This is a genomic window from Pseudonocardia sp. NPDC046786, assembly GCF_040645415.1.
Lineage (GTDB): Bacteria > Actinomycetota > Actinomycetes > Mycobacteriales > Pseudonocardiaceae > Pseudonocardia > Pseudonocardia kongjuensis.
Genome location: NZ_JBEYYF010000014.1, coordinates 75,112 through 97,789, shown reverse-complemented (window position 1 = coordinate 97,789; position 22,678 = coordinate 75,112). Strand labels below are relative to the sequence as shown.

Annotated in this window: 19 protein-coding genes; 11 read left to right on the top strand and 8 right to left on the bottom strand. The window is 75.7% G+C overall.

The genetic code is table 11. From position 1 onward, the window contains the following. Positions 1–63: 63 nt before the first annotated feature. Complete coding sequence (locus ABZ881_RS18645) at positions 64–1,515, bottom strand: mannitol dehydrogenase family protein (protein WP_358486104.1); 1,452 nt, start codon at positions 1,513–1,515, stop codon at positions 64–66. 188 nt (positions 1,516–1,703) lie between these two features. Between ABZ881_RS18645 and ABZ881_RS18640 the strand changes: the two genes are divergently transcribed. The 9 genes from ABZ881_RS18640 to ABZ881_RS18600 are packed head-to-tail and all read left to right on the top strand — an operon-like array spanning position 1,704 to position 11,227. Further along, the gene (locus ABZ881_RS18640) at positions 1,704–2,663 is read left to right on the top strand and encodes a TetR/AcrR family transcriptional regulator (RefSeq protein ID WP_358486102.1); all 960 of its coding nucleotides are present in this window, start codon (positions 1,704–1,706) and stop codon (positions 2,661–2,663) included. After that, positions 2,660–3,553, top strand: a complete 894-nt coding sequence (locus tag ABZ881_RS18635) for a 3-keto-5-aminohexanoate cleavage protein (RefSeq protein ID WP_358486099.1) — start codon at positions 2,660–2,662, stop codon at positions 3,551–3,553. The genes ABZ881_RS18640 and ABZ881_RS18635 overlap by 4 nt, the downstream gene beginning before the upstream one ends. Further along, the gene (locus ABZ881_RS18630; RefSeq protein ID WP_358486097.1) at positions 3,546–4,511 is read left to right on the top strand and encodes a 3-hydroxyacyl-CoA dehydrogenase NAD-binding domain-containing protein; all 966 of its coding nucleotides are present in this window, start codon (positions 3,546–3,548) and stop codon (positions 4,509–4,511) included. Before ABZ881_RS18635 ends, ABZ881_RS18630 begins: the two co-directional genes overlap by 8 nt. After that, positions 4,504–5,019: a thioesterase family protein gene (locus ABZ881_RS18625; RefSeq protein ID WP_358486095.1), complete on the top strand. Its 516-nt coding sequence runs from the start codon at positions 4,504–4,506 to the stop codon at positions 5,017–5,019. The genes ABZ881_RS18630 and ABZ881_RS18625 overlap by 8 nt, the downstream gene beginning before the upstream one ends. A 56-nt stretch (positions 5,020–5,075) precedes the next feature. Next, complete coding sequence (locus tag ABZ881_RS18620) at positions 5,076–6,626, top strand: ABC transporter substrate-binding protein (protein ID WP_358486093.1); 1,551 nt, start codon at positions 5,076–5,078, stop codon at positions 6,624–6,626. A gap of 5 nt (positions 6,627–6,631) precedes the next feature. Then, positions 6,632–7,594, top strand: a complete 963-nt coding sequence (locus ABZ881_RS18615) for an ABC transporter permease (protein WP_358486217.1) — start codon at positions 6,632–6,634, stop codon at positions 7,592–7,594. Next, on the top strand, positions 7,591–8,460 hold the full coding sequence (locus tag ABZ881_RS18610; RefSeq protein WP_344017833.1) for an ABC transporter permease: 870 nt from the start codon (positions 7,591–7,593) through the stop codon (positions 8,458–8,460). Before ABZ881_RS18615 ends, ABZ881_RS18610 begins: the two co-directional genes overlap by 4 nt. After that, on the top strand, positions 8,457–10,088 hold the full coding sequence (locus ABZ881_RS18605) for an ABC transporter ATP-binding protein (RefSeq protein ID WP_358486091.1): 1,632 nt from the start codon (positions 8,457–8,459) through the stop codon (positions 10,086–10,088). The genes ABZ881_RS18610 and ABZ881_RS18605 overlap by 4 nt, the downstream gene beginning before the upstream one ends. Next, positions 10,085–11,227, top strand: coding sequence for a serine hydrolase domain-containing protein (locus ABZ881_RS18600; protein ID WP_358486089.1), 1,143 nt, complete (start codon positions 10,085–10,087; stop codon positions 11,225–11,227). Before ABZ881_RS18605 ends, ABZ881_RS18600 begins: the two co-directional genes overlap by 4 nt. Before the next feature lie 9 nt (positions 11,228–11,236). Here the strand turns inward: ABZ881_RS18600 and ABZ881_RS18595 are convergent, their stop codons facing one another. Genes ABZ881_RS18595 through ABZ881_RS18580 form a run of 4 tightly spaced genes read right to left on the bottom strand, consistent with a single transcriptional unit; the run spans position 11,237 to position 17,715 of the window. Next, positions 11,237–11,869 carry a malonic semialdehyde reductase gene (locus ABZ881_RS18595; RefSeq protein ID WP_358486087.1) on the bottom strand — a complete coding sequence of 211 codons (633 nt, stop codon included), beginning with the start codon at positions 11,867–11,869 and terminating at the stop codon, positions 11,237–11,239. Positions 11,870–11,924: 55 nt separating this feature from the next. Next, entirely contained in the window at positions 11,925–12,842 is a 918-nt protein-coding gene (locus tag ABZ881_RS18590; protein WP_358486085.1) for an aldose 1-epimerase family protein, read from the bottom strand. Between the two features lie 26 nt (positions 12,843–12,868). Next, positions 12,869–16,480, bottom strand: a complete 3,612-nt coding sequence (locus ABZ881_RS18585; RefSeq protein WP_358486083.1) for an AAA family ATPase — start codon at positions 16,478–16,480, stop codon at positions 12,869–12,871. Further along, on the bottom strand, positions 16,477–17,715 hold the full coding sequence (locus ABZ881_RS18580) for a DNA repair exonuclease (RefSeq protein WP_344017840.1): 1,239 nt from the start codon (positions 17,713–17,715) through the stop codon (positions 16,477–16,479). The genes ABZ881_RS18585 and ABZ881_RS18580 overlap by 4 nt, the downstream gene beginning before the upstream one ends. A 241-nt stretch (positions 17,716–17,956) precedes the next feature. Here ABZ881_RS18580 and ABZ881_RS18575 point away from each other — a divergent pair, with 241 nt between their 5' ends. Together ABZ881_RS18575 and ABZ881_RS18570 are read left to right on the top strand one after the other, a co-directional pair. Continuing rightward, the gene (locus tag ABZ881_RS18575) at positions 17,957–18,145 is read left to right on the top strand and encodes a hypothetical protein (protein ID WP_344017841.1); all 189 of its coding nucleotides are present in this window, start codon (positions 17,957–17,959) and stop codon (positions 18,143–18,145) included. Then, on the top strand, positions 18,142–18,369 hold the full coding sequence (locus ABZ881_RS18570) for a hypothetical protein (RefSeq protein WP_358486080.1): 228 nt from the start codon (positions 18,142–18,144) through the stop codon (positions 18,367–18,369). Before ABZ881_RS18575 ends, ABZ881_RS18570 begins: the two co-directional genes overlap by 4 nt. A gap of 469 nt (positions 18,370–18,838) precedes the next feature. On the opposite strand, the gene nhaA is transcribed toward ABZ881_RS18570, so the two are convergent. The 3 genes from nhaA to edd form a co-directional block, all read right to left on the bottom strand. Next, the gene (gene nhaA / locus ABZ881_RS18565; RefSeq protein ID WP_358486078.1) at positions 18,839–20,065 is read right to left on the bottom strand and encodes a Na+/H+ antiporter NhaA; all 1,227 of its coding nucleotides are present in this window, start codon (positions 20,063–20,065) and stop codon (positions 18,839–18,841) included. 70 nt (positions 20,066–20,135) lie between these two features. Further along, positions 20,136–20,753 carry a bifunctional 4-hydroxy-2-oxoglutarate aldolase/2-dehydro-3-deoxy-phosphogluconate aldolase gene (gene eda / locus ABZ881_RS18560; protein WP_358486075.1) on the bottom strand — a complete coding sequence of 206 codons (618 nt, stop codon included), beginning with the start codon at positions 20,751–20,753 and terminating at the stop codon, positions 20,136–20,138. Between the two features lie 8 nt (positions 20,754–20,761). Continuing rightward, entirely contained in the window at positions 20,762–22,603 is a 1,842-nt protein-coding gene (edd, locus tag ABZ881_RS18555) for a phosphogluconate dehydratase (protein WP_358486073.1), read from the bottom strand. Between the last annotated feature and the right edge of the window lie 75 nt (positions 22,604–22,678).

The window sequence follows — 22,678 nt, the reverse complement described above, 5'->3', positions numbered from 1 at the left end:
GCGGAGCACCCGGAACTCATCGTCGCGGCCGCGGACCCACCGGCCCGGCCGCGGGCCCACCGCTCAGCCGAGATCGGCGACCGTCGCCGCGGCGCCGCGGGCGTACAGCGACTCCAGCGCGGTCCGGAACGCGGAGGCGAACCGCTCGTCGTCGGCCAGGTCGCCGAACACCGCCCTGTGCCGCAGGAACGACAGCGGCTCGTCCCGCTCGCGCAGGGCGAGCGCGGTCAGCTCAGCGGCGAGCCGGTCCTGCTGCTCGATCGGCGTGCCCTGCTCGTCGGCCCCCTCGGCGTAGCGGCACCATCCGGCGACGACGGCGGCGGCCCGCTGTACCGGGCCGCCCGCGGCGAGCTGCTCGCGCACCACCGGCAGCAGGAAGATCGAGATCCGGTCCGAGCTGCCGTAGTTGATCCGCATCAGGGTGTCGGCGACGCCGGCGTTGGCGAACCGCTCGATCAGCGTGTCCTTGTAGCCGTCGAGATCGATCCCCGGGACCGGGCGCAGGGTCGGGGTGGCCTCGTCGTCCATGTAGCCGCGCAGGAACGACGCGAAGACCGGGTCCTGGGCGACCTCGTGCACGTACCGGTGGCCGGCCAGGTAGCCGAGGTAGCCGAGCGCCTGGTGGGTCGCGTTGAGCAGCCGCAGCTTCATGAACTCGTAGGGCACGACGTCGTCGACGAGCTGCACGCCGACCCGCTCGAAGTCCGGGCGGCCGGCGGCGAAGTCGTCCTCCAGCACCCACTGGGTGAACGGCTCGCAGACCACCGGCCAGCTGTCGCGCAGGCCGAAGCGGTCGGCGAGCGCGTCGCGGTCGGAGTCGGCGGTGGCCGGGGTGATCCGGTCGACCATCGAGTTCGGGAAGCTCACCCGGTCGGCGACCCAGGCGCCCAGCTCCGGACCGCGCAGCTGCGCGACGCCGGTGAAGACCCGCCGCGCCGCGTCGCCGTTGCCCTGCATGTTGTCGCAGCTCATGATCGTGAGCGGGCCGGTGCCGCGGTCCCGGCGGCGGGCCAGCGCCTCCACCACCAGGCCGAACGCGCACGACCCGTCCCGGACGCCGGGGTACTCGGGATCGAACTCGCCGGTCTTCTGGTCGATCGCGTAGCCGCCCTCGGTGATCGTCAGCGACACGATCCGGGTGTCGGCGTGTGCGATCCGCTCGATCACCGCCTCCGGGTCGTCCGGCGCGAACAGGTAGTCGACCAGCGAGCCGACGACGCGCGGCGCGAGCGACCCGTCCGGCTCCTTGCGGACCAGGGTGTACAGCCCGTCCTGGGCGGCCAGCACGTCGCGCATCCGGGCGTCGCCGGGCAGCACCCCGACCCCGCAGATCCCCCAGTCCCGGGCCTCCCCGGCGATCAGCAGCGAGTCGACGTACATGGCGAGGTGCGCGCGGTGGAACCCACCCACTCCGATGTGCACGATGCCGGTGCGGATGCCGGTCCGGTCGTAGCCGGGGACGTCCACCCCCGGCACGCCCTCGTTCCAGATCGCGGCCTCGTCCAGCGAGCGCATGGCTCTCTCTCCCCCGGGTCGACTCCGTACCGACGCGCGACCCTACCGGTGATCGCGACACCGGCCACCCGGTCCGGAGGCGCAATCTGACCGGTGCGCCGGACAGGTCTCCGCAAGCGGCCTGTACGCAGCGCGGTCGAGGATCAAATGTTGCGAAATACGCAAGTCCGGCCCTACCGTGCTCCGCGATGACCGATCCCCGCTCCGTTCCCGCCGTGGCCGCACGGGTGCGCGAGCTGCTGGACCGGGACGGGTGGACGCAGCGCCGCTTCGCGGCCGCGATCGGGCTGGACGAGACCAAGCTGTCGAAGTCGCTGGCCGGCCGCCGCCGGTTCGCCGCGGCCGAGCTGGTCGCGATCGCCGACGTCACCGGGGAGACGGTGAACCGGCTGCTGCACGGCCGCGACGACGCGCGCACGCACACCGCGGTGCCGGGCGGCACCGCGGCCCCTGTCGCGTCACCTGGCCCTGCTGCCGCCGCGGCCTCCGGTGCCACGCCGGACGGCACGCCGGACGGCACGGACGCCGGGACGCAGGGCGCCCGGCGCACCCGGCGCCGGATCCTGGACGCGGCGTGGCGGCTGATCGCCGACCACGGCTACCACCGGGTGCGGACGGCCGACGTGGCCCGCGAGTGCGGCACCAGCCCGGCGGCCATCCACTACCACTTCCCCACCCGCTCCCAGCTGCTGGACGAGGCGCTGCGGCACAACGTGAAGCTCGCGTTCGACCGGCAGGTCGCCGAGCTGGACGAGATCACCGACCCGCACCGGCGGCTGCTGCGGCTGATCGACCTGCAGCTGCCGCAGGGCGAGCTGCTGCGCCGCGAGTGGTCGATCTGGATCCAGGTGTGGGCGGAGTCGGCGATCGACCCGGCCCGCCGGGAGCTCTACTGGGACTCCTACGACCGCTGGTACCGCAGCGTGCTGATGACGCTGCAGGACGGCGCGTCCACCGGCGTGTTCGTCGCCGGCCGGGCCGAACCGCTGGCCCACCAGCTCACCGCGCTGATCGACGGCCTCGGCATCCAGGTCATGGCGGGCACCCCCGGCACCGGGGCCGCCGAGATGCGCGCGGTGCTGCACGACTTCATCGACCGGGCCGTGCTCGCGGCGCCGGAGGACACCCACCGGACGGAGACCGGATGAACCGTGACGTCATCATCACCTGCGCGGTGACCGGGGCCGGGGACACCGTGGGCCGCAGCCCGCACGTCCCCGTGACCCCGGCCGCGATCGCCGCCGACGCGATCGCGGCCGCCCGCGCGGGCGCCGCCGTCGTGCACATCCACGTGCGCGATCCCGAGACCGGCGACCCGTCCCGGGCCGTCGAGCTGTACCGCGACACGGTGACCCGGATCCGGGACGCCGGCGTCGACGTCGTGCTGAACCTGACCGCCGGCATGGGCGGTGACCTGGTGATCGACGCCGAGGACCCGCTCAAGCCGGTGGACGGCACCGACCTGGTCAACGCGCTCGAGCGGCTCCCGCACGTCGAGGAGCTGCTGCCCGACATCTGCACGCTCGACTGCGGCTCGCTGAACTTCGGCGAGGGCAACCAGCTCTACGTGTCCACCCCGGACATGCTGCGCACCGGCGCCAAGCGGGTGCAGGAGCTCGGCGTGAAGCCGGAGCTGGAGATCTTCGACACCGGCCAGCTGTGGTTCGCGTCCACGATGGTCGCCGAGGGCCTGATCGACGCGCCGCCGCTGTTCCAGCTGTGCATGGGCATCCCGTACGGCGCCCCCGCCGATCCGGGCGTGCTGGCCGCGATGGTGAACCTGCTCCCGCCCGGCTCGAACTTCGCGTCCTTCTCGATCGGCCGCGACCAGCTGCCCTGGGTGGCGCAGTCGATGCTGCACGGCGGGCACGTCCGGGTCGGGCTGGAGGACAACCTCTATCTCGCCCGCGGGGTGAAGGCGACCAACGAGCAGCTGACCGAGCGGGCCGTCGAGATCGTGCAGAACCTCGGCGGGACGGTCGCGACGCCGGACCAGGCCCGCGAGATCCTGGGGCTGAAGGAGCGGGCCGGTGTCTGAGCGCCCGGTGAGCGGCATCCGCACCGTCGCCTGCATCGGCGCCGGGGTGATCGGCGGCGGCTGGGCCGCCTACTTCCTGGCCCGCGGGCTGCGGGTGCGCGCCTGGGACCCGGCGCCGGACGCCGGCGACCGGCTGCGCCGCACCATCGACGCCGCCTGGCCCGCGCTGACCGAGCTCGGCCTGGCGCCCGGCGCCGACCCGCACGCGCTGGAGCTGTTCCCGACCGCCGCCGAGGCCGTCGCGGGTGCCGACTTCGTGCAGGAGAGCGCCCCGGAGGACCTCACCCTGAAGCGGGCGCTGCTGGCCGAGCTGGCCGCCGCGGCCGGGCCGGACGTCGTCGTCGCCTCGTCGACCTCGGGTTTCCCGATGTCGGACATGGCGACCGAGGCCGCCGACCCGGGCCGGCTGGTCGTCGGGCACCCGTTCAACCCGCCCTACCTGATCCCGCTGGTCGAGGTGGTCGGCGGGAACGCGACCGAGCCCTGGGCGACCGCGCGGGCGGCGGAGTTCTACCGGCACATCGGCAAGTCGGTGATCGAGATGGACCGGGAGCTGCCCGGCTTCATCGCGAACCGGCTGCAGGAGGCGATCTGGCGGGAGGCGCTGCACATGGTCGCCCAGGGCGAGGCCACCCCGGAGGAGATCGACCGCTCGATCACCGACGGGCCCGGCCTGCGCTGGCCGGTGCACGGCCCCTGCCTGACCTTCCACCTGGCGGGCGGCGAGGGCGGCATGGCGCACATGCTCGACCACTTCGGGCCGTCGCTGAAGGCCCCGTGGACCCGGCTGGACGCACCCGAGCTCACCGCCGCGCTGCGCGACGACATGGTGGCGGGTGCGCAGGTCAGCGCCGGTGGGCGGCCGATGGCCGAGCTGGTCGCCGAGCGGGACCGGGCGGTCATCGCCGTCCGGCGCGCGGTCGAGGCGGCCCGGGCTGCCGGGGGTGCCGGTGGCTGAGCGACCGGGCTCCGGGCTGGTGCACACCGACACCGTGCGCCCGGAGTGGATCGACTACAACGGGCACCTCTCCGAGCCGTACTACGTGCTGGTGTTCGGCGACGCGACGACCGCGCTGATGGAACGGACCGGGATGGACGCCGCCTACCGGGCGGCGACCGGCTGCTCGCTGTACACGGTGGAGGCGCACGTCCGGTACCTGGCCGAGATCGGTCCGGACGCGCCGCTGACCGTGCGCACCCGGGTGCTCGGCCGGGACGCCAAGCGGTTGCGGCTCTGGCACGAGCTGTACGTGGACCCCGCCGGCGCGCCCTCGGCGACCGAGGAGCTGATGTGCCTGCACGTCGGCCCGGACGGGACGCTGCCGTTCCCGGACCCGGTCGCCGCCGCGCTGGACGCGCTCACCGGGGACGGGCCGGAGCCCACACACGCCGGACGCGCGATCGCCCCGGTCGGCCCGGCCGGTGCCGAACCCGACGGGACGGTGGTGCGCCGGCCCCCGACCTGAGCCCGCGACCGCGGCCCCGGGGCAGGACTCCGGGGCCTTGCCCGGAGGAGAAGTTCATGATCAGCCCGACAGCGGCGCCGTTCCCGCGGCGCCGCCTGCTCGCCGGCGCGGCCGGCCTGGGGGCGGTGGCACTGCTCGCAGGCTGCGGCGGTCCCGCCGCGGCCCGGGACGCCGGGCCACCCCGCCGCGGCGGGGTCCTGCGGGTGGGGGTGACCGGCGGTGGAGCGTCGGACACCCTCGACCCGCACAGCCCGGCCACCAACCCGGACATCGCCCGCACGCTGAGCCTCTACGAGCCGCTGCTGCACTGGGACGACACGTACACCCTGCAGCCGGCCGTCGCCGAGGCGGTCCGCCCCGAGCCGGGGGCGCGCGCCTGGACCGCGACGATCCGGGCCGGCATCACCTTCCACGACGGCCGTCCGGTCACCCCGGACGACGTCGTCGCCACCTTCCGCCGGATCACCGACCCGGACGACCCGAAGTCCGGGGCGTCCCAGCTCGGGGTGCTGGACGACATCGTCGTCGCGGGCGAGCGGGAGGTCCGGTTCGTGCTGAGCGAGCCGTCGCCGGTGTTCGACCAGTACCTCGGCGAGTACTCGTGCGGCATCGTGCCCGCGGACTTCGACGTGACGCGGCCGGTCGGGACGGGGGCGTTCCGGTTCGAGTCGTTCAGCCCGGGCCAGCAGAGCGCGTTCGTCCGGCACGACGGCTACTGGCGTCCGGACCAGCCCTGGGTGGACCGGCTGGAGCTGATCAACTTCTCCGAGGACGACGCGCGGATCAACGCGCTGCTGTCCGGCCAGGTCGACGCGATCGACCAGGTGCCGCTGTCGCTGACCGAGGTCGTCGGGTCCTACGAGTCGATCCGGCTGCTCACCTCGGAGACCGGGGCGTGGCTGCCGATCACGATGAGGGTCGACGTCGAGCCGTTCGACGACGTCCGGGTGCGGCAGGCGCTGCGCCTGGTCGCCGGCCGCGAGCAGATGGTGAACCAGGTGCTGTCCGGCCTGGGCGCCCCCGCGGTCGACCTGTACGCCCGGTTCGACCCGGAGTACCTGGACCCGCAGCGCGAGCAGGACCTGGAGCGGGCGCGCGAGCTGCTCTCCGCGGCCGGGCGGCCGAACCTGTCGCTGGAGCTGGTGACCTCGCCGATCCAGGCCGGCACCGTCGAGGCCGCGCAGGTGTACGCGACGCAGGCCCGCGCGGCCGGCGTCGAGATCGGGCTGCGCCGGGTGGACACCTCCACCTTCTTCTCCGACCAGTACCTGCAGTGGGAGTTCGCGCAGAGCTTCTGGAACACCCGCAACTACATCCCGCAGGCGTCCCAGTCGTCGATGCCGGACGCGCCGTTCAACGAGACCCACTGGGACGACGCCGAGTACCAGGCCGTCATCCGGCGGGCCCGTTCCGAGGTGGACCCGAACCTGCGGGCCCAGCTGGTGCGCCGGGCCCAGCAGATCGAGTTCGACCGCGGCGGCTACCTCATCTGGGGCTTCCCGGACCGGGTGGACGCGCACCAGGGCTACGTCGGCGGGCTGGTCCCGAACCGCACCGGCCTGTCGCTGTCCGGATACGAGTTCCGGAAGGCGTGGGTGGCCGCATGAGCCTGCTGACGAAGATGATCGTGAAGCGGCTCCTGGTGAGCGTGCTGGTGCTGCTCGTCGTGTCGCTGCTGATCTTCGCCGCGACGCTGCTGCTGCCCGGCGACCCGGCCCGGGCGATCCTCGGCCAGCAGGCGACCCCGGAGCGGGTGGCGGCGCTGACCGAGCAGCTCGGCCTCGACCGGCCGGCGTGGGAGCGGTACCTGTCCTGGCTCGGCGGTGTGCTCACCGGCGATCTCGGCTTCTCCGCCGCCACCCAGGGCCCGGTGTCCGAGCTGCTCGGCGACCGGATCGCCGCCTCGGCGCTGCTGCTGGTGCTGACCGCGCTGATCAGCACCCCGGTCGCGCTGGCGCTCGGCGCCTGGGCGGCGACCCGCCGCGGCACCCGGACCGACTCGGTGCTCTCCGGATCCAGCCTGGTGCTGGCCGCGCTGCCCGAGTTCGTGATCGGTGTCCTGCTGGTCGTCCTGTTCGCCACGTCGGTCCTGCAGATCCTGCCGTCGGTGACGATCGCGCGGCCCGGGGAGCCGGTGTGGGCGCGGCCCGAGCAGCTGGTGCTGCCGGTGCTCACCCTCGCCCTGGTGGTGATCCCGTACGTGGTGCGGATGACCCGGGCGACGCTGTCCGAGGCGCTGGACGCCGGGTTCGTCGAGATGGCCCGGCTCAAGGGCCTGCCGGAGCGCACGGTGCTCGTCCGGCATGCCGTCCCGCACACCATCGGGCCGGTCGCGCAGGTGATCGCGCTGCAGCTCGCCTGGCTGGCCGGCGGCGTCGTCGTCGTCGAGTTCCTGTTCCGCTACCCCGGGATCGGGCAGGCGCTGATCGACGCCGTCGCGAACCGCGACGTCCAGGTGGTGCAGGCGATCACGCTCATCATCGCCGCGTTCTACGTGCTGGTGAACCTGGCCGCGGACGTGGCCGGGATCCTGGCCGATCCGCGGATCCGTCACGCGTCGGGAGGTGGCGCATGAGTGCCCCCGCTGTTCCTGCAGGACTGCTGCGGCGCACGTTCCGCCGCCGCCAGGCCCGGATCGGGGCGGTGCTGACGCTGGTCGTCGTGGCGGTGGCGCTGCTCGGCCCGCTGCTCGGCCCGCTGCTCACCGGCTACGGGGTGGACGACTTCGCCGGCCGGCCGTTCCAGTCCGACGGGGTCGCCGGCACCGACGATCTCGGCCGCGACGTGCTCACCCGGTTCCTCGCCGGTGGTGGGCCGGTGCTGCTCTACGCGCTGGCCGCGACCGCGATCGGCATCGTCGGCGGCGCGATCGCCGGGATGCTCGCCGGGTACTCCGCCGGTGACCGCAGCAGCAGGCTGGACGCGCTGATCATGCGCGGCGGTGACGTGCTGCTGTCGTTCCCGCAGCTGGTGCTGGCGCTGCTGGCCGTGGCCGTGCTCGGCTCGTCGGGCTGGCTGCTGGTGCTGGTCATCGGGATCACGCACATCCCCCGGGTGGCCCGCGTCGCCCGGCAGGCGACGCTGTCGGTCGCGGGGCAGGACTACGTGCTGGCCGCCCGGATGTACGGCGTGCCGCGGCGGCGGATCCTGGCCACCGAGGTGCTGCCGAACATCACCGGGCCGCTGATGGTCGAGCTCGGCCTGCGGCTGACGTACTCGATCGGCTACGTCGCGTCGCTGTCGTTCCTCGGGCTCGGGGTGCAGCCGCCCGCGTCGGACTGGGGCCTGCAGATCAACGAGAACCGGATCGCGCTGATCGTCACGCCGTGGGGTGTGCTGCTGCCGGTGCTCGCGATCGCGGTGCTGACCGTCGGCACGAACATGATCACCGACGCGCTGGCCAAGGAGTCGGCCGACACGACCGGGGAGGCCGCATCATGACCGGGAACGACGCGAGCGGACCGGGCGGCACGGTCACGGCCACGGCCTCCGCGACGATCGCCTGCAGTGGGCTGCGGGTGGGGACCACCGGCGGCCGGGAGGTGCTGCACGGGGTGGACTACGCCGTCGCGCCCGGCGAGATCCTCGCCCTGGTCGGCGAGTCCGGATCGGGCAAGACGACCGCGGCGCTCGCCGCGCTCGGCCACTTCCGCACCGGGCTGGTCCACACCGGCGGGACCATCCGATTCGACGGCCACACCGAGTCGCACGACGACCTGCTCACGGTGCCGCCGGCCACGATCCGCGGGATCCGCGGGCGGCTGGTCAGCTACGTGCCGCAGGACCCGGCGCTGTCGCTGAACCCGCTGCTGCGGATCGGCACCCAGGTGTCGGAGGTGCTGCAGGCGCACGGCTACGACGGCGACGTCGGTGCGCGGGTGCAGGAGGTGCTGACCGACGTCGGGCTGGACTGCGACGACGCGTTCCTCGGCCGCTACCCGCACCAGCTCTCCGGCGGGCAGCAGCAGCGGGTCGGGATCGCTGCCGCGTTCGCGAACCGGCCGGACGTCGTCGTGCTCGACGAGCCGACCACCGGTCTCGACGTGACCACCCAGGACCTGGTGCTGGACACCGTCCGCGAGCTGGTCACCCGGTCCCGGACGGCGGCGCTGTACATCACCCACGATCTGGCCGTCGTCGCCGGGCTGGCCGACCGGGTGGCCGTGATGCAGGCCGGTGAGGTGGTGGAGACGGGGACGGTGCGCCAGGTGCTCACCGCGCCCGAGCACCCGTACACGCAGAGCCTGATCGCGGCGGTGCCCGATCTGGACCGGATCGTCGAGCGGGACGCGGCGCCGTCCGGTGCGGACGCGGGCGCCCCGCTGCTGCAGGTGACCGGCGCCGGGAAGAGCTACGGGCCCAGGACCGTGCTCGACGGCATCGACCTGGAGCTGTGGCCCGGCGAGTGCCTGATGCTGCTCGGCGAGTCCGGCTCCGGGAAGACGACCCTGGCCCGTGGCCTGGCCGGGCTGCTCGATCTCGACACCGGATCGCTGACCCTGCGCGGCGAGCCGCTGGCGACCCCGCGCAGCTACGTGCAGCTACGCAGCGTGCAGTACGTGTTCCAGAGCCCGTTCGCCTCGCTGAACCCGCGGCGCACGGTCGCCGGCTCGCTGGAGGTGCCGCTGCGGCACCTGACCGATCTCGACGCAGACGCCCGCCGGGCCCGGGTGCTGGACATGCTCGGCCAGGTCCGGCTGGACGACACGTTCGCCGGGCGCTATCCGGGCGGGCTGTCCGGCGGCGAGCGGCAGCGGGCGGCGATCGCCAGGGCCCTGGTCACCGCGCCGGACGTGCTGGTGTGCGACGAGGTCACCTCGGCGCTCGACGTGTCGGTGCAGGCGGCGATCGTGGACCTGCTCGCGACGGTGCGCCGCGAGCTGGGCACGGCGATGCTGTTCGTGACGCACAACATCGCGCTGGCCCGGCAGGTCGCGGACCGGATCGCGGTGCTGCAGGGCGGCCGGATCGTGGAGCAGGGCGCCGTGGAGGACGTGCTGGCGGACCCGCAGCACGCCTACACCCGGCAGCTGCTGGAGCACACGCCGTCGATGGCCGCCGTGCGGTGAGGGGCGATCCGGCGGCCGCACGGTCCGCGCCGCGCGGCCCGGTCGCGCCCGGGTTCTCCGCGGTCGCGGACGCGTTCGCCGACGTGCTGGCCGGCGCGCGCGGCGGCGCGGCGTTCTCAGTGGTCCGGGACGGGGTTCCGCTGGTCGAGCTGCACGGCGGGCTCGCCGACCCGGTGACCGGGCGGCCGTGGACCCGGGACACGGTGGCGGTGCTGTTCTCCGGCACCAAGGGGCTGGCCGCGACGGCCTGCGCAGCGCTCGCCGACCGGCTCGACCCGGACGCGCCGGTGGTCCGGTACTGGCCGGAGTTCGCGGCCGGCGGCAAGGCGACCGCGACCGTCGCCCAGGTGCTCGCGCACACCGTCGGGCTGCCCTACGTCGATCCGGAGCCGGCGACCGCCGACGCGCTCGACGACCGGGCCTGCGCCGTCGCGCTGGCCCGCCAGACACCGCTGTGGGAGCCCGGCAGCCGGGTTGCCTATCACGCGCTGACCTGGGGGAACCTGGTCGCCGAGCTGGTGCGCCGGGCGACCGGCGGCGCCGATCCGCGGGTCGTGCTGGAGGAGGTCGTCGGCCGGGTGCCGGGTGCCCGGGTGTTCCTGGCGACCGCGCCGCCGGAGCCCGCCCGGATCGTCCGGGCGCCCGGGTACCGGATCTCGACGTTCCTCGACGATCCGCGGCGCCGGCGGGCCGTCGAGCGGATGTACCGGGTGCTGCTCGACGACGCCGACGCCGTCAACTCCCCCGGCTGGTACCGCTCGGGTGCGCTGGCCGGCGCGGCGGTGGCCGGGGCTCCCGCGATGGCCCGGGCCTACGCGGCGCTGACCGATCCGGCGCGGTCACCGGTCCGGCCGGCCGCGCTGGCCCGTGCCGTGCGCACGCACGCGACCGGTACCGACGCGGTGAACGACCGGCCGGTGCGGTTCGGGCTCGGCTACGAGCTCGCCGACCGGCTCGGCACGTTCGGTCCCGAGCCGGTCGCGTTCGGGCACAGCGGCGCGGGCGGCGGGCGGCACGGCGCCTGGCCCGAGCGGCGGATCGGCTTCTCGTTCCTGACCAACGAGATGCGCGCCGAGGACGTCGACGACCGGGCCGCCCGGCTGCTCGGGGCGCTGCACGGCTGCCTGCGAGCGGCGTGACCCGCGGGCTCAGGCGAAGGTGAGGACGTCCTCGGCGGCCAGCCGCGGCAGGCGCGGGAACCAGGCGTCCGGGCCCGGGTGCCCGATGTTCACCACGAGCAGCGCGCGGTGCCGCCCGCCGGGCAGGAACTCCTCGGTGACGGCGTCGGCGTCGAACCCGGCCATCGGGCCGGTGGCGAGGCCGTGCGCGCGGACGGCGAGCAGCAGGTAGCCGATCTGCAGGCCGGCGTTGAACCGGGCCATGCCCTCGCGACCCTCGCGGCCCTGCGCCTCCATGCCCTCCCGGAAGTCCGGCTTGACCGGGAAGGTGACCGGCGAGTGCTCGTGGAAGTCCAGGTCGGCGGCCAGGATCGCGATCACCGGGGCCTGCTCGGACTTGCCGCGGTTGCCCTCGGCGAGCAGCGGCAGCAGCCGCTGCTTCGCCTCGGCCGTGCGCACGAAGGTCACCCGAAGCGGCTGGGTGTTCGCCGCGGTGGGCGGCCACTGGGCGAGCTCCCAGATCGAGCGCAGCGTCTCGTCGGACACCGGCTCGTCGGTGAAGGTGTTCGCGGTGCGGGCCTCGGTGAACAGTGCCGTGCGGCCGGCGTCGTCGAGGACGGGCAGGGGGAGCTGGGTCGCAGCAAGCGCAGCAGTCGCAGTCACAGGAAGTAGAACGCTCAACCATCGACCGGGATTCCGCACCGGCCGGTGAAGTGGATCACCCGGTGGCGGTGATCCCCCAGTGCAGCACCTGCGGCTCGCCGGGGACCAGCTCGATCAGGTCGGTGCCCGAGTTCAGCGCGTCCGGCGGGCACGTCATGGGCTCCACCGCGACCGCCCGCGCCGCGGTCACCACCCCGTCCGGGCCGTGCCGCGGGAAGTCCGCCGGGGTGAAGACCTGCACCCAGCCGAACGCCGGGTCCGCCCACAGCTCGGTGCCGCCGCCGTCCGGGGCGACCACCCGGTGCCGGACCAGGTCGTCGCCCTCCGCGGGCACGCAGCCGCCGAACGCGTCGTCCAGCTCGGTCCCGGCCAGCAGGGTCCCGGCGAACGGGCGGTCCAGCGGCTCCGGCGGACCGTCCGGGAGCTGCTCGCGCAGCGGCAGCCGGGTCCGGGCGGCCAGGGTGAGCTCCAGGTCGTCGGCCGGGACGTCACCGACCCGCAGGTAGGGGTGGAAGCCCAGGCCGAACGGCACCGGCGCGAACCCGAGGTTCTCCACCTCGGTCTCGACGCCCAGCCCGCCCGCACCGACGGTGTAGGTGATCCGGACCCGCACCGGCTGCGGCCAGCCCGGCTGGACCGGCGCCACTGCCGTCAGCACCAGCCGGTCGCCGGCCCGGTCGGCGAGCGTCCACCCGACGTGCCGGAGCAGCCCGTGGATCGCGTTGCCCGCCGCGGGCTCGGTCAGCGCGAGCTGCTGCGCCGCGCCGCGCAGGCTCCACCGGCCCCCGCGGACCCGGTTCGGCCACGGCGCGAGCACCGCGCCGGAGCCCTTCGCCGGCCGCGCCGTCGGCGGATGCGGCTCCACCCGGACCCGGCCGCCCTGCACGAACCCGGCGAGGCCGCCGCCGACCTCGTCCACCTCGGCCCGGCAGTCCCCGGAGACGATCACGAACCGCTCACCACACGCGTCCATCCACGCAGTGTGCGGACCGCGGCGGATCAGCCCGCGAGCGGGGTGGCGCGCGCGGCGCCGGCGTCGAGCACGGGCTCGATCCGCGACGGCGGGCCCAGCTCGGCGACGGTGAACTCGACGCCGGTGCCGCGGGCCAGCCCGACCAGGTGCTCGTGGTGGGTGAACAGCAGCACCTGGGCGGTTCCGGCCAGCTCGGCGAGCACCCGGATCGCGGCCGGAGAGCGCTCGTCGTCGAAGGTCATCAGGACGTCGTCGAGCACCACCGGCACCGGCGGCAGACCGGCCGCGGTCCGGTCCGCCTGCAGCTGCTCGATCCCGGCCAGCCGCAGCGCCAGGTGCACCTGGTCCGCGGTGCCCTCGGACAGTGTCGGCGGGGTCAGCTCCTCGCCGTCGGCCCGGACCGCGACCAGCGTCCGGGCGCCGGCCCCGGGCTCGGACGGCGGCCGCAGCGCGACGAACCGGCCGCCGGTCAGCCGTTCCAGCAGCGACCCGGCCCGCACCAGCAGCGGCGAGGCGTGACTGCGCTCGTAGGCGTCCAGCTCGCGGCGCAGGATCTCGCGCTGCAGGTGCAGCACCAGGTAGCGCTCGGCGGCGTCGGCGACCCCGGCGAGCTCCTCCTGCGCGCGGGCGTGCAGCTCGGCCGCGCCCTCGGCCTCCTCCAGCTCGCGGCGCCGGGCACGCAGACCGCCCAGCTGCTCGCGGATCCCGTCCTGCTCGGCGCCCAGCTCCCGCTCGTGCGCCTCGGCCCGGTCCAGGGCCTCCGCGAGCGCCCCGGGATCGGCGCTCAGGCTCACCCCGCCGGTTCCGGCGGGCGGCTCCGCACCCGGATCGGCCGCGGACGCGACGAGCTCGCCGGCGTCGAGATCCGGCGCGGCGGCGGCCAGCAGCCGCGACTGCTCGGCGATCCGGGCGTCCAGCCCGGCCACCACGGCGCCGCGCTCGGCCGCCGCCTCCAGCCCGCCGGGCTCCATCGCCTCGGTCAGCGCCAGCTCGACGGCGAGCCGGTCCAGCACCGCCCCCGCCGCGGCGACGTCGCGGGCCGCCCGGGCCGCGGCGTCCTCGGCGGCGACGATGCCGTCGTCGAGATGCCCGGCCGAGACCGCCGCCTTGGTGACCTCGCGGACCCGGTCGGCCAGCTCGCCGAGCCGGTCGGCCGGCGCGGTGCCGGTCGGCGCCCGGTCCAGGTGCCGTTCGACGAGCGCGGTGACCGCCCGGCGGTGGCTGTTCACCGCCCGTTCCAGGCGGGTCGCCTCCTGGTCGTCCTGGCGGGCCAGTGCCCCGGCCTGCTGGGCGTCGGCGACGGTGTCCCGCCGGGTGCCCCAGCCGGACGGTTCCAGGTCGGTCGGCAGCCCGGCCCCGCGCAGCGCGAACCGCCAGCGCTGGGCCGCGAGCTCGCGGTCGTGCCGGGCGGCGTCGGCCGCTCCCCCGGCCCGCTCGGCCTCGCTTCGCAGCCGGGCCAGGAGCACCTGGCGGTCCCTGGCGTGCCCGGCCTCGACCGCCAGGTCCTCGGCGGCGACCAGCAGCACGTCCAGCGGGGCCCCGTCCCGCGGACGCCCGGCGGCGGCCAGCGCCGTGCCGAGCGCCCGCTCCTGCTCCTGCGCCTGGTCCCGCAGCCGGGCCAGCCGCTCGTCGGCGCGGGCCACCTCGTCCTGGGCGCGGGTCGCCTCGGCGAGGGCGGCGACCACGGTGTCGGCGTCGTCCGGATCGGGCACCGCGACGCCGTGCGCCCGCCACAGCGTGGTCCAGGCCGATCCGGCGGCGTCGGCCTGCCCACGGGCCCGCCCGACCGCCGCACCGGCCTCGGCCAGCGCGTCCGCCGCGGCGGCCAGCTCGGACTCCTTCTGCGCGAGCTCGGCGACCCGGTCGGCGGAGGCGATCATGTCGTCGGCGACGCGGTCGGCCGCCGCGACCGCGGACGCGACCCGCCCGGCCGCCGCCGACACGGCGCGGTCGTCGGCGGCCAGCAGCCGGGCCACCGCGTCGTCGCGCTCGGCGCGGGCCGCGGCCAGCGCGTCCGGCCCGACCGGGCGGCCGCGGGCGGCGACCCCGTCGCGGGCGGTGCGGGCCCGGTGCTCGCGCTCCGCGGCGTCGGCGGCCGCGCGCTCGGCGGCCCGGAGCTCCTGCTCGGCCGCGCGCAGCGCGGTGCGGGCCGACCGGACCTCCCGCACCGGTGGGGCGAGCACCGGTGGGGCGCTGTCCGGCAGAGCCTGTCCTGGCCTGTCCGCGCCCGGCCCGCGGTAGCCGGCCGCGGCGAGCGCCTCGGCCCGGCGGGCGCGGGCGGCGTCCCGCTCGACCACCGCGGCCCGGCACAGCGCCGCCGCCGAGCCGTCGGCCTCGATCGCCCGGCGCACCTCGGCGACCCGGCCGACCCGGTCCGGATCGAGGCCGCCGGGCACGTCGGCGGCCTCGCGCACCTCGGCCAGCGCCTCGGCGTACACCCGCTCCGCGCGGTCCTCCTCGACCTGCGCGTCGTGCAGCCTGCGGGCGATCTCGTCGAGATCGCGGGCCCGGTCGGCGGGCAGGTGCACCGCGGCGAGCCGCTCCCCGGCGCTGCGGCCGTCGTCGGCGACCAGCCCGGCCAGCGCCGACTCGGCCCGCCGGTGCGCCTCGGCCGCGTCGGCGCGCAACCGGGCCGCCCGCTCGGCGTCGGCCCGGCGGGCCTGGGCGGCGGACTCCAGCTCGCGCACCCGGCTGGCGTCGGCCAGCAGGTCCTCGTCGAGGTCCAGCTCGGCCCGGGCGGCCCGCAGCTCGTCGGCCCGCGTGCGGTGGGTGTCCCGCTCCTGCTCGGCGGCGACCCGGTCGGCGCTCGCCCGGGTGTACTCGGCGAGCGCCTCCGCGCCGAGCGCGGCACCGGTGGCGCACTGCGCGGCCCGCTCGGCCTGCAGCGCGGCCAGCTCCCGGGCCGGTTCCCTGGCCCGCAGCGCCTGCCGCGCCCGGTCGGCGCCGTCGGCCGCGGACCGGCGGGCGCGGGCCAGCTCCGCCGCGCGGCGCTCCAGCCGGGCGATCTCGTCGGCGACGGCGCTGACCTCACCGGCCCGCGAGGTGCGCTCGCCGGCCAGCTGCTCGGTCTCGGTGAACCGGGCGAACCCGGCCCGCACCGCCACCGAGCGGTTCCCGCGGTGCTCCTTGAACAGCGCGTCGGCCTCGGCGTCCAGTGCGGCGATCAGCGCGCGCGCATCGCGGCCGCTGCGGGCGGTGAACACCAGCTCGGCGAGGTCCCCGCCGCCGGCGCACAGCTTGCGGCCACCCTCGCGCAGCTGCTCGTGGCCCAGCCCGAAGCCCTCCCGCCAGCGCCGGCGGGCCTCGGCGCCCCCGGGGCCCCACGGCGCATCCACCGCGATCTCCGCGGGACCGTCCGGATCGCCGGGCACCCGGTGCAGGCCGCGGGTGGTGCGGCGCAGCAGCTGCTCGCCGTCGGGGCCGTCGACCAGCGCGGACACCGCCAGCCGGGCCGGGCTGAACGCGTAGGCGTGCCGGACCGGGCGGGGCATCCCCCACAGCAGGTCGGACAGCGCGTCGAGCAGGGTCGTCTTGCCGGCCTCGTTCGGGCCGGACACGACGGTCAGGCCGCGGCCGAGCGCCAGCTCGCGGCCCTCGTAGGCGCCGTAGCGCTCCAGGACCAGGGTCCGCAGGTTCACCGGTCGCCCTCCGTCCCGGCCATCCGGGCCAGCAGCTGCTGCTCGGCCTGGTGGGCGAGCGCGGCCAGCCGCGCGTCGTCGCGCAGGTCGAGCAGGCCGGCCTCGCGCAGCCGGCGGCCCACCTCGCGGTCCAGCGGGGCGGCCAGCTCCCGGATCCGGTCCGGGTCCCCGGCCAGCCCGGCGGCGGCTGCGGACACCGCGGCGGTCAGCTCCGGGTCGACGGCGAGCGCATCGGCCGGCGGACGGGTCCGGTTCCGGATCTTCTCCAGCACCGCACCGGCCTGCCCGGCGGCCAGGTCCAGCTCGGTGCGCACCCGCTCGGTCTCGGTCAGCCCGGCCGCGGCCGGCCCGGCGCCGTGCAGCGTCACCTGGGCGACGACGGCCCGCGGTGCCGCCTGGACGCACCGCTCGCGCAGCGCCGCCGCGGCCGCGTCGAACACCTCGTCGGCGCCGGCCAGGCCGGTGATGTCCACCTCGACCAGCTCCCAGCGCGCCACGTCCAGCACCAGCGGCTCGATCGACGCCGCGCCGCCCGGCTCGACCTCCACCAGCAGCGCCCCTTTCGGGCCGCGCTCCTGGGGGTGGCGGCCCTGCAGGTTCCCGGAGAACGCGGCCTTGTGCGGCCCGTCGCAGACGGTGCGCCGCTCGTGCACGTGCCCGAGCGCGAAGTACTCGTAGCCGCAGCCGGACAGGTCCTCCGGCCGGCACGGGGCGTAGGTGTCGTGCCGGTCGTCGCCCTGTACCGAGGTGTGCAGCATCCCGGCGTTGACCAGGCCGGGGATCCGGTCCGGGTAGGCGGGCACCAGGTTCTCCAGGACGGCCCGGCGGGCGAAGCCCTGGCCGTGCACGGCGAGGCCGAGATCGTCGAGCACCACCGTCTCCGGGTGCTCGACGGACAGCCGGTGGGTGTTCGGCGGCAGCCGCAGCGACCGGGTGATCTCGGACTCCGCGTCGTGGTTGCCGTTGATCAGGAACACCGGGACGCCCTCGTCGTGCAGCCGGGACAGCTGCCGGACGAAGAAGGCGCCGGTGGCGTAGTCCTTCCAGTCGCCGTCGTAGACGTCGCCGGCCAGCAGCAGCGCGTCCGCCCGCAGGTCGACGACGGCGTCGACCAGGTTCTCGCAGGCCCGCCGGGTCGCCGCGCGCAGGGTGCCGGCCAGCTCGGAGTCGCCGAGCCGGGCCAGGCCGCGCAGCGGGCTGTCCAGGTGCAGGTCGGCGGCGTGCACCAGGCGCATGGCGACTCCGTCCTGTCCCGGTCCGGTCCTGCCGGGTGATCGTCGAGGGGGCGCGCCGAGTGTAGGAGAGCGCACCGACAGCGACCGCGACGCGACCCGGCGCGTCCGCGAACCGCCGTGAAATCCCAGCTCAGGTGCCTCAGGACACAGAGCGGCGCGGACCACATTCAGGTGTGAGGTAAGGGTGCCCTGAGCAACAATGGCGGATCCGACTCCGACAGCTCCCCGGGAGCCGTGAACGATGATCCTCCTCTGCGAACGGTGCTACGCACCGATCGATCCCGACACCGAGGGCCACTACCGGCTCTCGCACATCGACCACGCCGACGCGGCGGGCAACGTCACCTGGCGGGACGCGGTGGTGCACACCGCGCCCTGTGCGGCGGCGGGCAGCCACTGGGCGCACGAGCGGCAGGACCGCGCGGCATGACCGGCGACCTGCTCTGCGAGCGGTGCTGGAACCCGATCGACCGCACCGCGGAGCCGCTGCGGATGAACACCCTCGGCGGCGTCGCGCCGGACGGCGCCCCGGTGCGGACCTTCGTGCACGCGCTGCCGTGCCAGTTGCCCGACACCGGCGACTGGGACGCAGGCCGCCGCGGCCTGTCCCCCGCCGCGGTCCGGCACGCCGCCGCCCGCGCCGACCACCGCTGACCCGGACGGGCTCTGCCGAACCGTCGAAACTGGCTATGGACTCCGCGGCCGGTCCCGCGCTGTCGTCGTCGGATGACCACCGTGCGACCGGCCAGGGAACCGTTCGTCGGGCGGGTCGCCGAGCTCGCCTCCGTCGACGACGCCTGGGCCGCGGCCTGCGCCGGGCAGCCCGCGCTGGTGTGGGTGGACGGCCCGGCGGGCGCCGGTCGAGAGCGCGCTGATCGCCCGCTGCGCGGCCCGCACGTCCGGCACGGTGGTGCTCGCCGCGGACGGCGACGAGGACGAGACCGCGCTCGCCTACGGCTGTCTCGACCAGCTCGCCGCACAGCTGCCCGGCCGGACGTCGTCGCTGCTGGGGGCGCCCGCCGGGCGGCGGGCGGATCCGCTGGCCGTCGGCGCCGCGCTGTCCGCGGCACCGGGCCCGGCCGGACGCCGGATGGTGCACCGCGATCATCGCGCGCCGGCCGGCTCACGGCCCGTCGCGCCCCTCGGCGAGCCGCCGGTGGTGCGCGTTGCGGATCCGCAGCACCACCGTCGCCAGCAGCACCGCGGTCAGCGACCCGGTCAGCACGCCGATCTTGACGTGGTCGTCCTGCGGGGTGCCGGTGCCGAACGCCAGCTCGCCGACCAGCAGCGACACGGTGAACCCGATCCCGGCGAGCAGGGCCAGCCCGAGCAGGTCCCACCAGCCCAGGTCCTCGGCCAGCCGGGCCCTGGTGAACCGCTGCACCAGCCAGGTCGAGCCGAGCACGCCGACGGTCTTGCCGAGCACCAGCCCGGCGATGATGCCCAGCGTCACAGGGTCCGCCAGGGCCGCACCGATCCCGTCGCCGTCGACGATCGACACGCCGGCCGCGAAGAAGGCGAACACCGGCACCGCGATCCCGGCCGAGATCGGGCGGACGGTGTGCTCGATCCGTTCGGCGGGCGAGCGCTGCCCGGGGCCGGGCCGTTCGCCGCCCCGGGCCAGCACCGGCACGGTGAAGCCGAGCAGCACCCCGGCGACGGTGGCGTGCACGCCGGACTCGTGGACCAGCACCCAGGTCAGCGCGGCGAGCGGGAGCAGCAGCCACCAGGCCCGGACGCCGCGCTGCACGGCCAGCGCGAACAGCGCGAGCGGGACCAGTGCCAGCAGCAGCGGCGGGAAGGACAGGTCGTCGGTGTAGAAGATCGCGATGATGGTGATGGCCAGCAGGTCGTCGACGACGGCCAGGGTCAGCAGGAACATCCGCAGCGCGGACGGCAGGCTGCTGCCGATCACCGCGAGCACGGCGAGTGCGAACGCTATGTCGGTCGCGGTCGGGATCGCCCAGCCGACCAGCGCGTCCGGGTTCGCCAGGTTGATCGCGACGTAGATCAGCGCGGGGGCGACCATCCCGCCGACGGCGGCGGCGACCGGCAGCAACGCCTTCGCCGGGTCGCGCAGGTCGCCGGCCAGGAACTCGCGCTTGAGCTCCAGCCCGACGACGAAGAAGAAGATCGCGAGCAGCCCGTCGGCGGCCCAGGCGGCGACCGTGAGGTCCAGGTGCAGTGCGGCCGGGCCGACGGTGGTCCCGGCGAGCCCGAAGTAGGCGTCGCGCCACGGCGAGTTCGCCAGCACCAGCGCCAGCACAGCGGCGCCGACCAGCAGGAACCCGCCGATGGACTCGCCCCGGAGGGCGTCGGCGGTGCGGGCGAGCGGGTTCGAGGTCTTCACGGGACTCCGGGGGTCGGCGGGCATGCGTCGTCCATCGCCGACCAGACTTCCCGGCACACCGGGCAGGACCCTATCCCAGCGCCGCCGCGGCCGCCGCGAGGGACCGGATCCGGTCCCAGTCGCCGGCCGCCACCAGATCGGCCGGGGTGATCCAGGAGCCGCCGACGCAGGACACGTTCGGCAGCGCCAGATAGTCCGGGGCGCTGTCCACCGAAATCCCGCCGGTCGGGCAGAACCGCAGGTCCGGCAGCGGGCCGGCGACGGCGGAGAGGAACGGGCGACCGCCGGCCGCCTCGGCCGGGAAGAACTTCATCGCGGTGAGCCCGCGCTCGGCGACGGCCAGCATCTCCGAGATCGTCGAGGTGCCCGGCAGCAGATCGAGTCCGGAGTCCTCCATCGCGTCCAGCAGCCGCGGGGTGGCGCCCGGGCTGACCAGGAACCGCGCCCCGGCGTCGACCGAGAGCCGCACGTCGGCGGGCGTGCGGACGGTGCCGGTGCCGACGACGGCATCGGGCACCTCGGCGGCGATCCGGCGGACCGCCTCGGCGGCGGCCGGGGTACGCAGGGTCACCTCGATCACCGGCAGGCCGCCGTCGACCAGCGCGCGGGCCAGCGGGACGGCGGCACCGGCGTCGTCGAGCACGACGACCGGCACGACGGGGGCCAGTTCCAGCAGCTTCTCGCTCATGGTTCCTCTCAGGATCCCGGGGCGGCGACGACCGCGCCCTCGTCGGCCGGTCCGACGGCGGCGCGGAACACACCGAACAGTTCCCGGCCGGTGCCGAAGGCCGGCCCGGACGGGGCGGCCGGGCGGGCCGGCTCGCGGGCGTCGAACTCGTCGGCGTCGACGAGCAGGGACAGTGTGCCGTTGAGGGTGTCCAACCGGATCAGGTCCCCGTCGCGGACCTTCTGCAGCGGGCCGCCGCGGGCCGCTTCCGGGGTGACGTGCAGGGCGGCCGGGACCTTGCCGGACGCGCCGGACATCCGGCCGTCGGTGACGACGGCGACCCGCTGCCCGCGGTCCTGCAGCACGCCGAGCGCGGGGGTGAGCTTGTGCAGCTCGGGCATTCCGTTGGCGCGCGGACCCTGGTGCCGGACGACGGCGACGAAGTCCCGCCCGTCCAGCTCGCCGGCCCGGTAGGCGGCGAGCAGGTCGTCCTGGTCGTCGAAGACGACGGCGGGTGCCTCGACGAACCGGTGGTCCGGCTCGACGGCGGAGGTCTTGACCACCGAACGGCCGAGGTTGCCGTGCAGCACGCGCAGGCCGCCGTCCGGCGAGAACGGGTCGCCGACGCCGCGCAGCACGGACTTGTCCAGGCTCTCGGCCGGGCCCTCCCGCCACACCGGCCGCCCGTCGTCGAGGAACGGCTCGCGGGTGTAGCGGTGCAGGCCGGGCCCGTCGACGGTGCGCACGTCGTCGTGCAGCAGACCGGCCCCGAGCAGCTCCCGGACCAGCAGCGACATCCCGCCCGCGGCCTGGAAGTGGTTCACGTCGGCGTGCCCGTTGGGGTAGATCCGGGCGAGCAGCGGGACCACCGAGGACAGGTCGGAGAAGTCGTCCCAGGTGATCCGGACGCCCGCGGCGGCGGCCATCGCGACCAGGTGCATGGTGTGGTTCGTCGAGCCGCCGGTGGCGAGCAGCGCGACGATCCCGTTGAGCACCGCCCGCTCGTCGACGATCTCGCCCATCGCCCGGTCCGGGTCATCGGCGGCAGCCAGCGCGCGGCGCGCGGTCTCGGCGGTCAGCGCCGCCCGCAGCGGGGTGCCGGGATTGACGAACGAGGAGCCCGGCAGGTGCAGGCCCATGACCTCCATGAGCAGCTGGTTGGAGTTCGCGGTACCGAAGAAGGTGCAGGTCCCCGGCCCGTGGTAGCTCTGCGACTCGGCCTCCAGGAGCTCGTCGCGGCCGACCTCGCCGGCCGCGAAGGCCTGCCGGATCCTGGCCTTCTCCTTGTTCGGCAGGCCGGACGGCATCGGGCCGGCCGGGGCCAGCAGCACCGGCAGGTGGCCGAACGACAGCGCGCCCATCACCAGCCCGGGGACGATCTTGTCGCAGACGCCGAGGAGCACCGCGGCGTCGAACATGTCATGGCTCAGGGCGACCGCGGTGGACATCGCGATGACGTCGCGGGAGAACAGCGACAGCTCCATCCCGGCGCGGCCCTGGGTGATGCCGTCGCACATGGCGGGCACGCCGCCGGCGACCTGGGCGACCCCGCCGGTCTCGCGGACGGCCGAGCGGATCAGCTCCGGGTAGCCCTCGAACGGCTGGTGCGCGGACAGCATGTCGTTGTAGGCGGTGACGATCGCCAGGTTGCGGGCCGGGGTGGCGGTGAGGGTCAGCTTGTCCGGGCCGCAGGCGGCGGCGCCGTGCGCGAGGTTCGCGCAGCCGAGGCTCCCCCGGCCGGGCCCGGCCGGGGCGGCCCGCCGGGCCACGCGGATGCGCTCGAGGTAGGCGGCGCGAGTGGTCGCCGAGCGGGCGACGACCCGCCGGGTGACCTGGTCGAGGACGGGATGCGGTTCCGGGATGACGGTCACGATGCGTCCCTCTCCTGGGGGTGGTGGGCGGAGGTGCCGGACCGGGCGGAGCGTGCCCGCGATCTGCACTCTAGC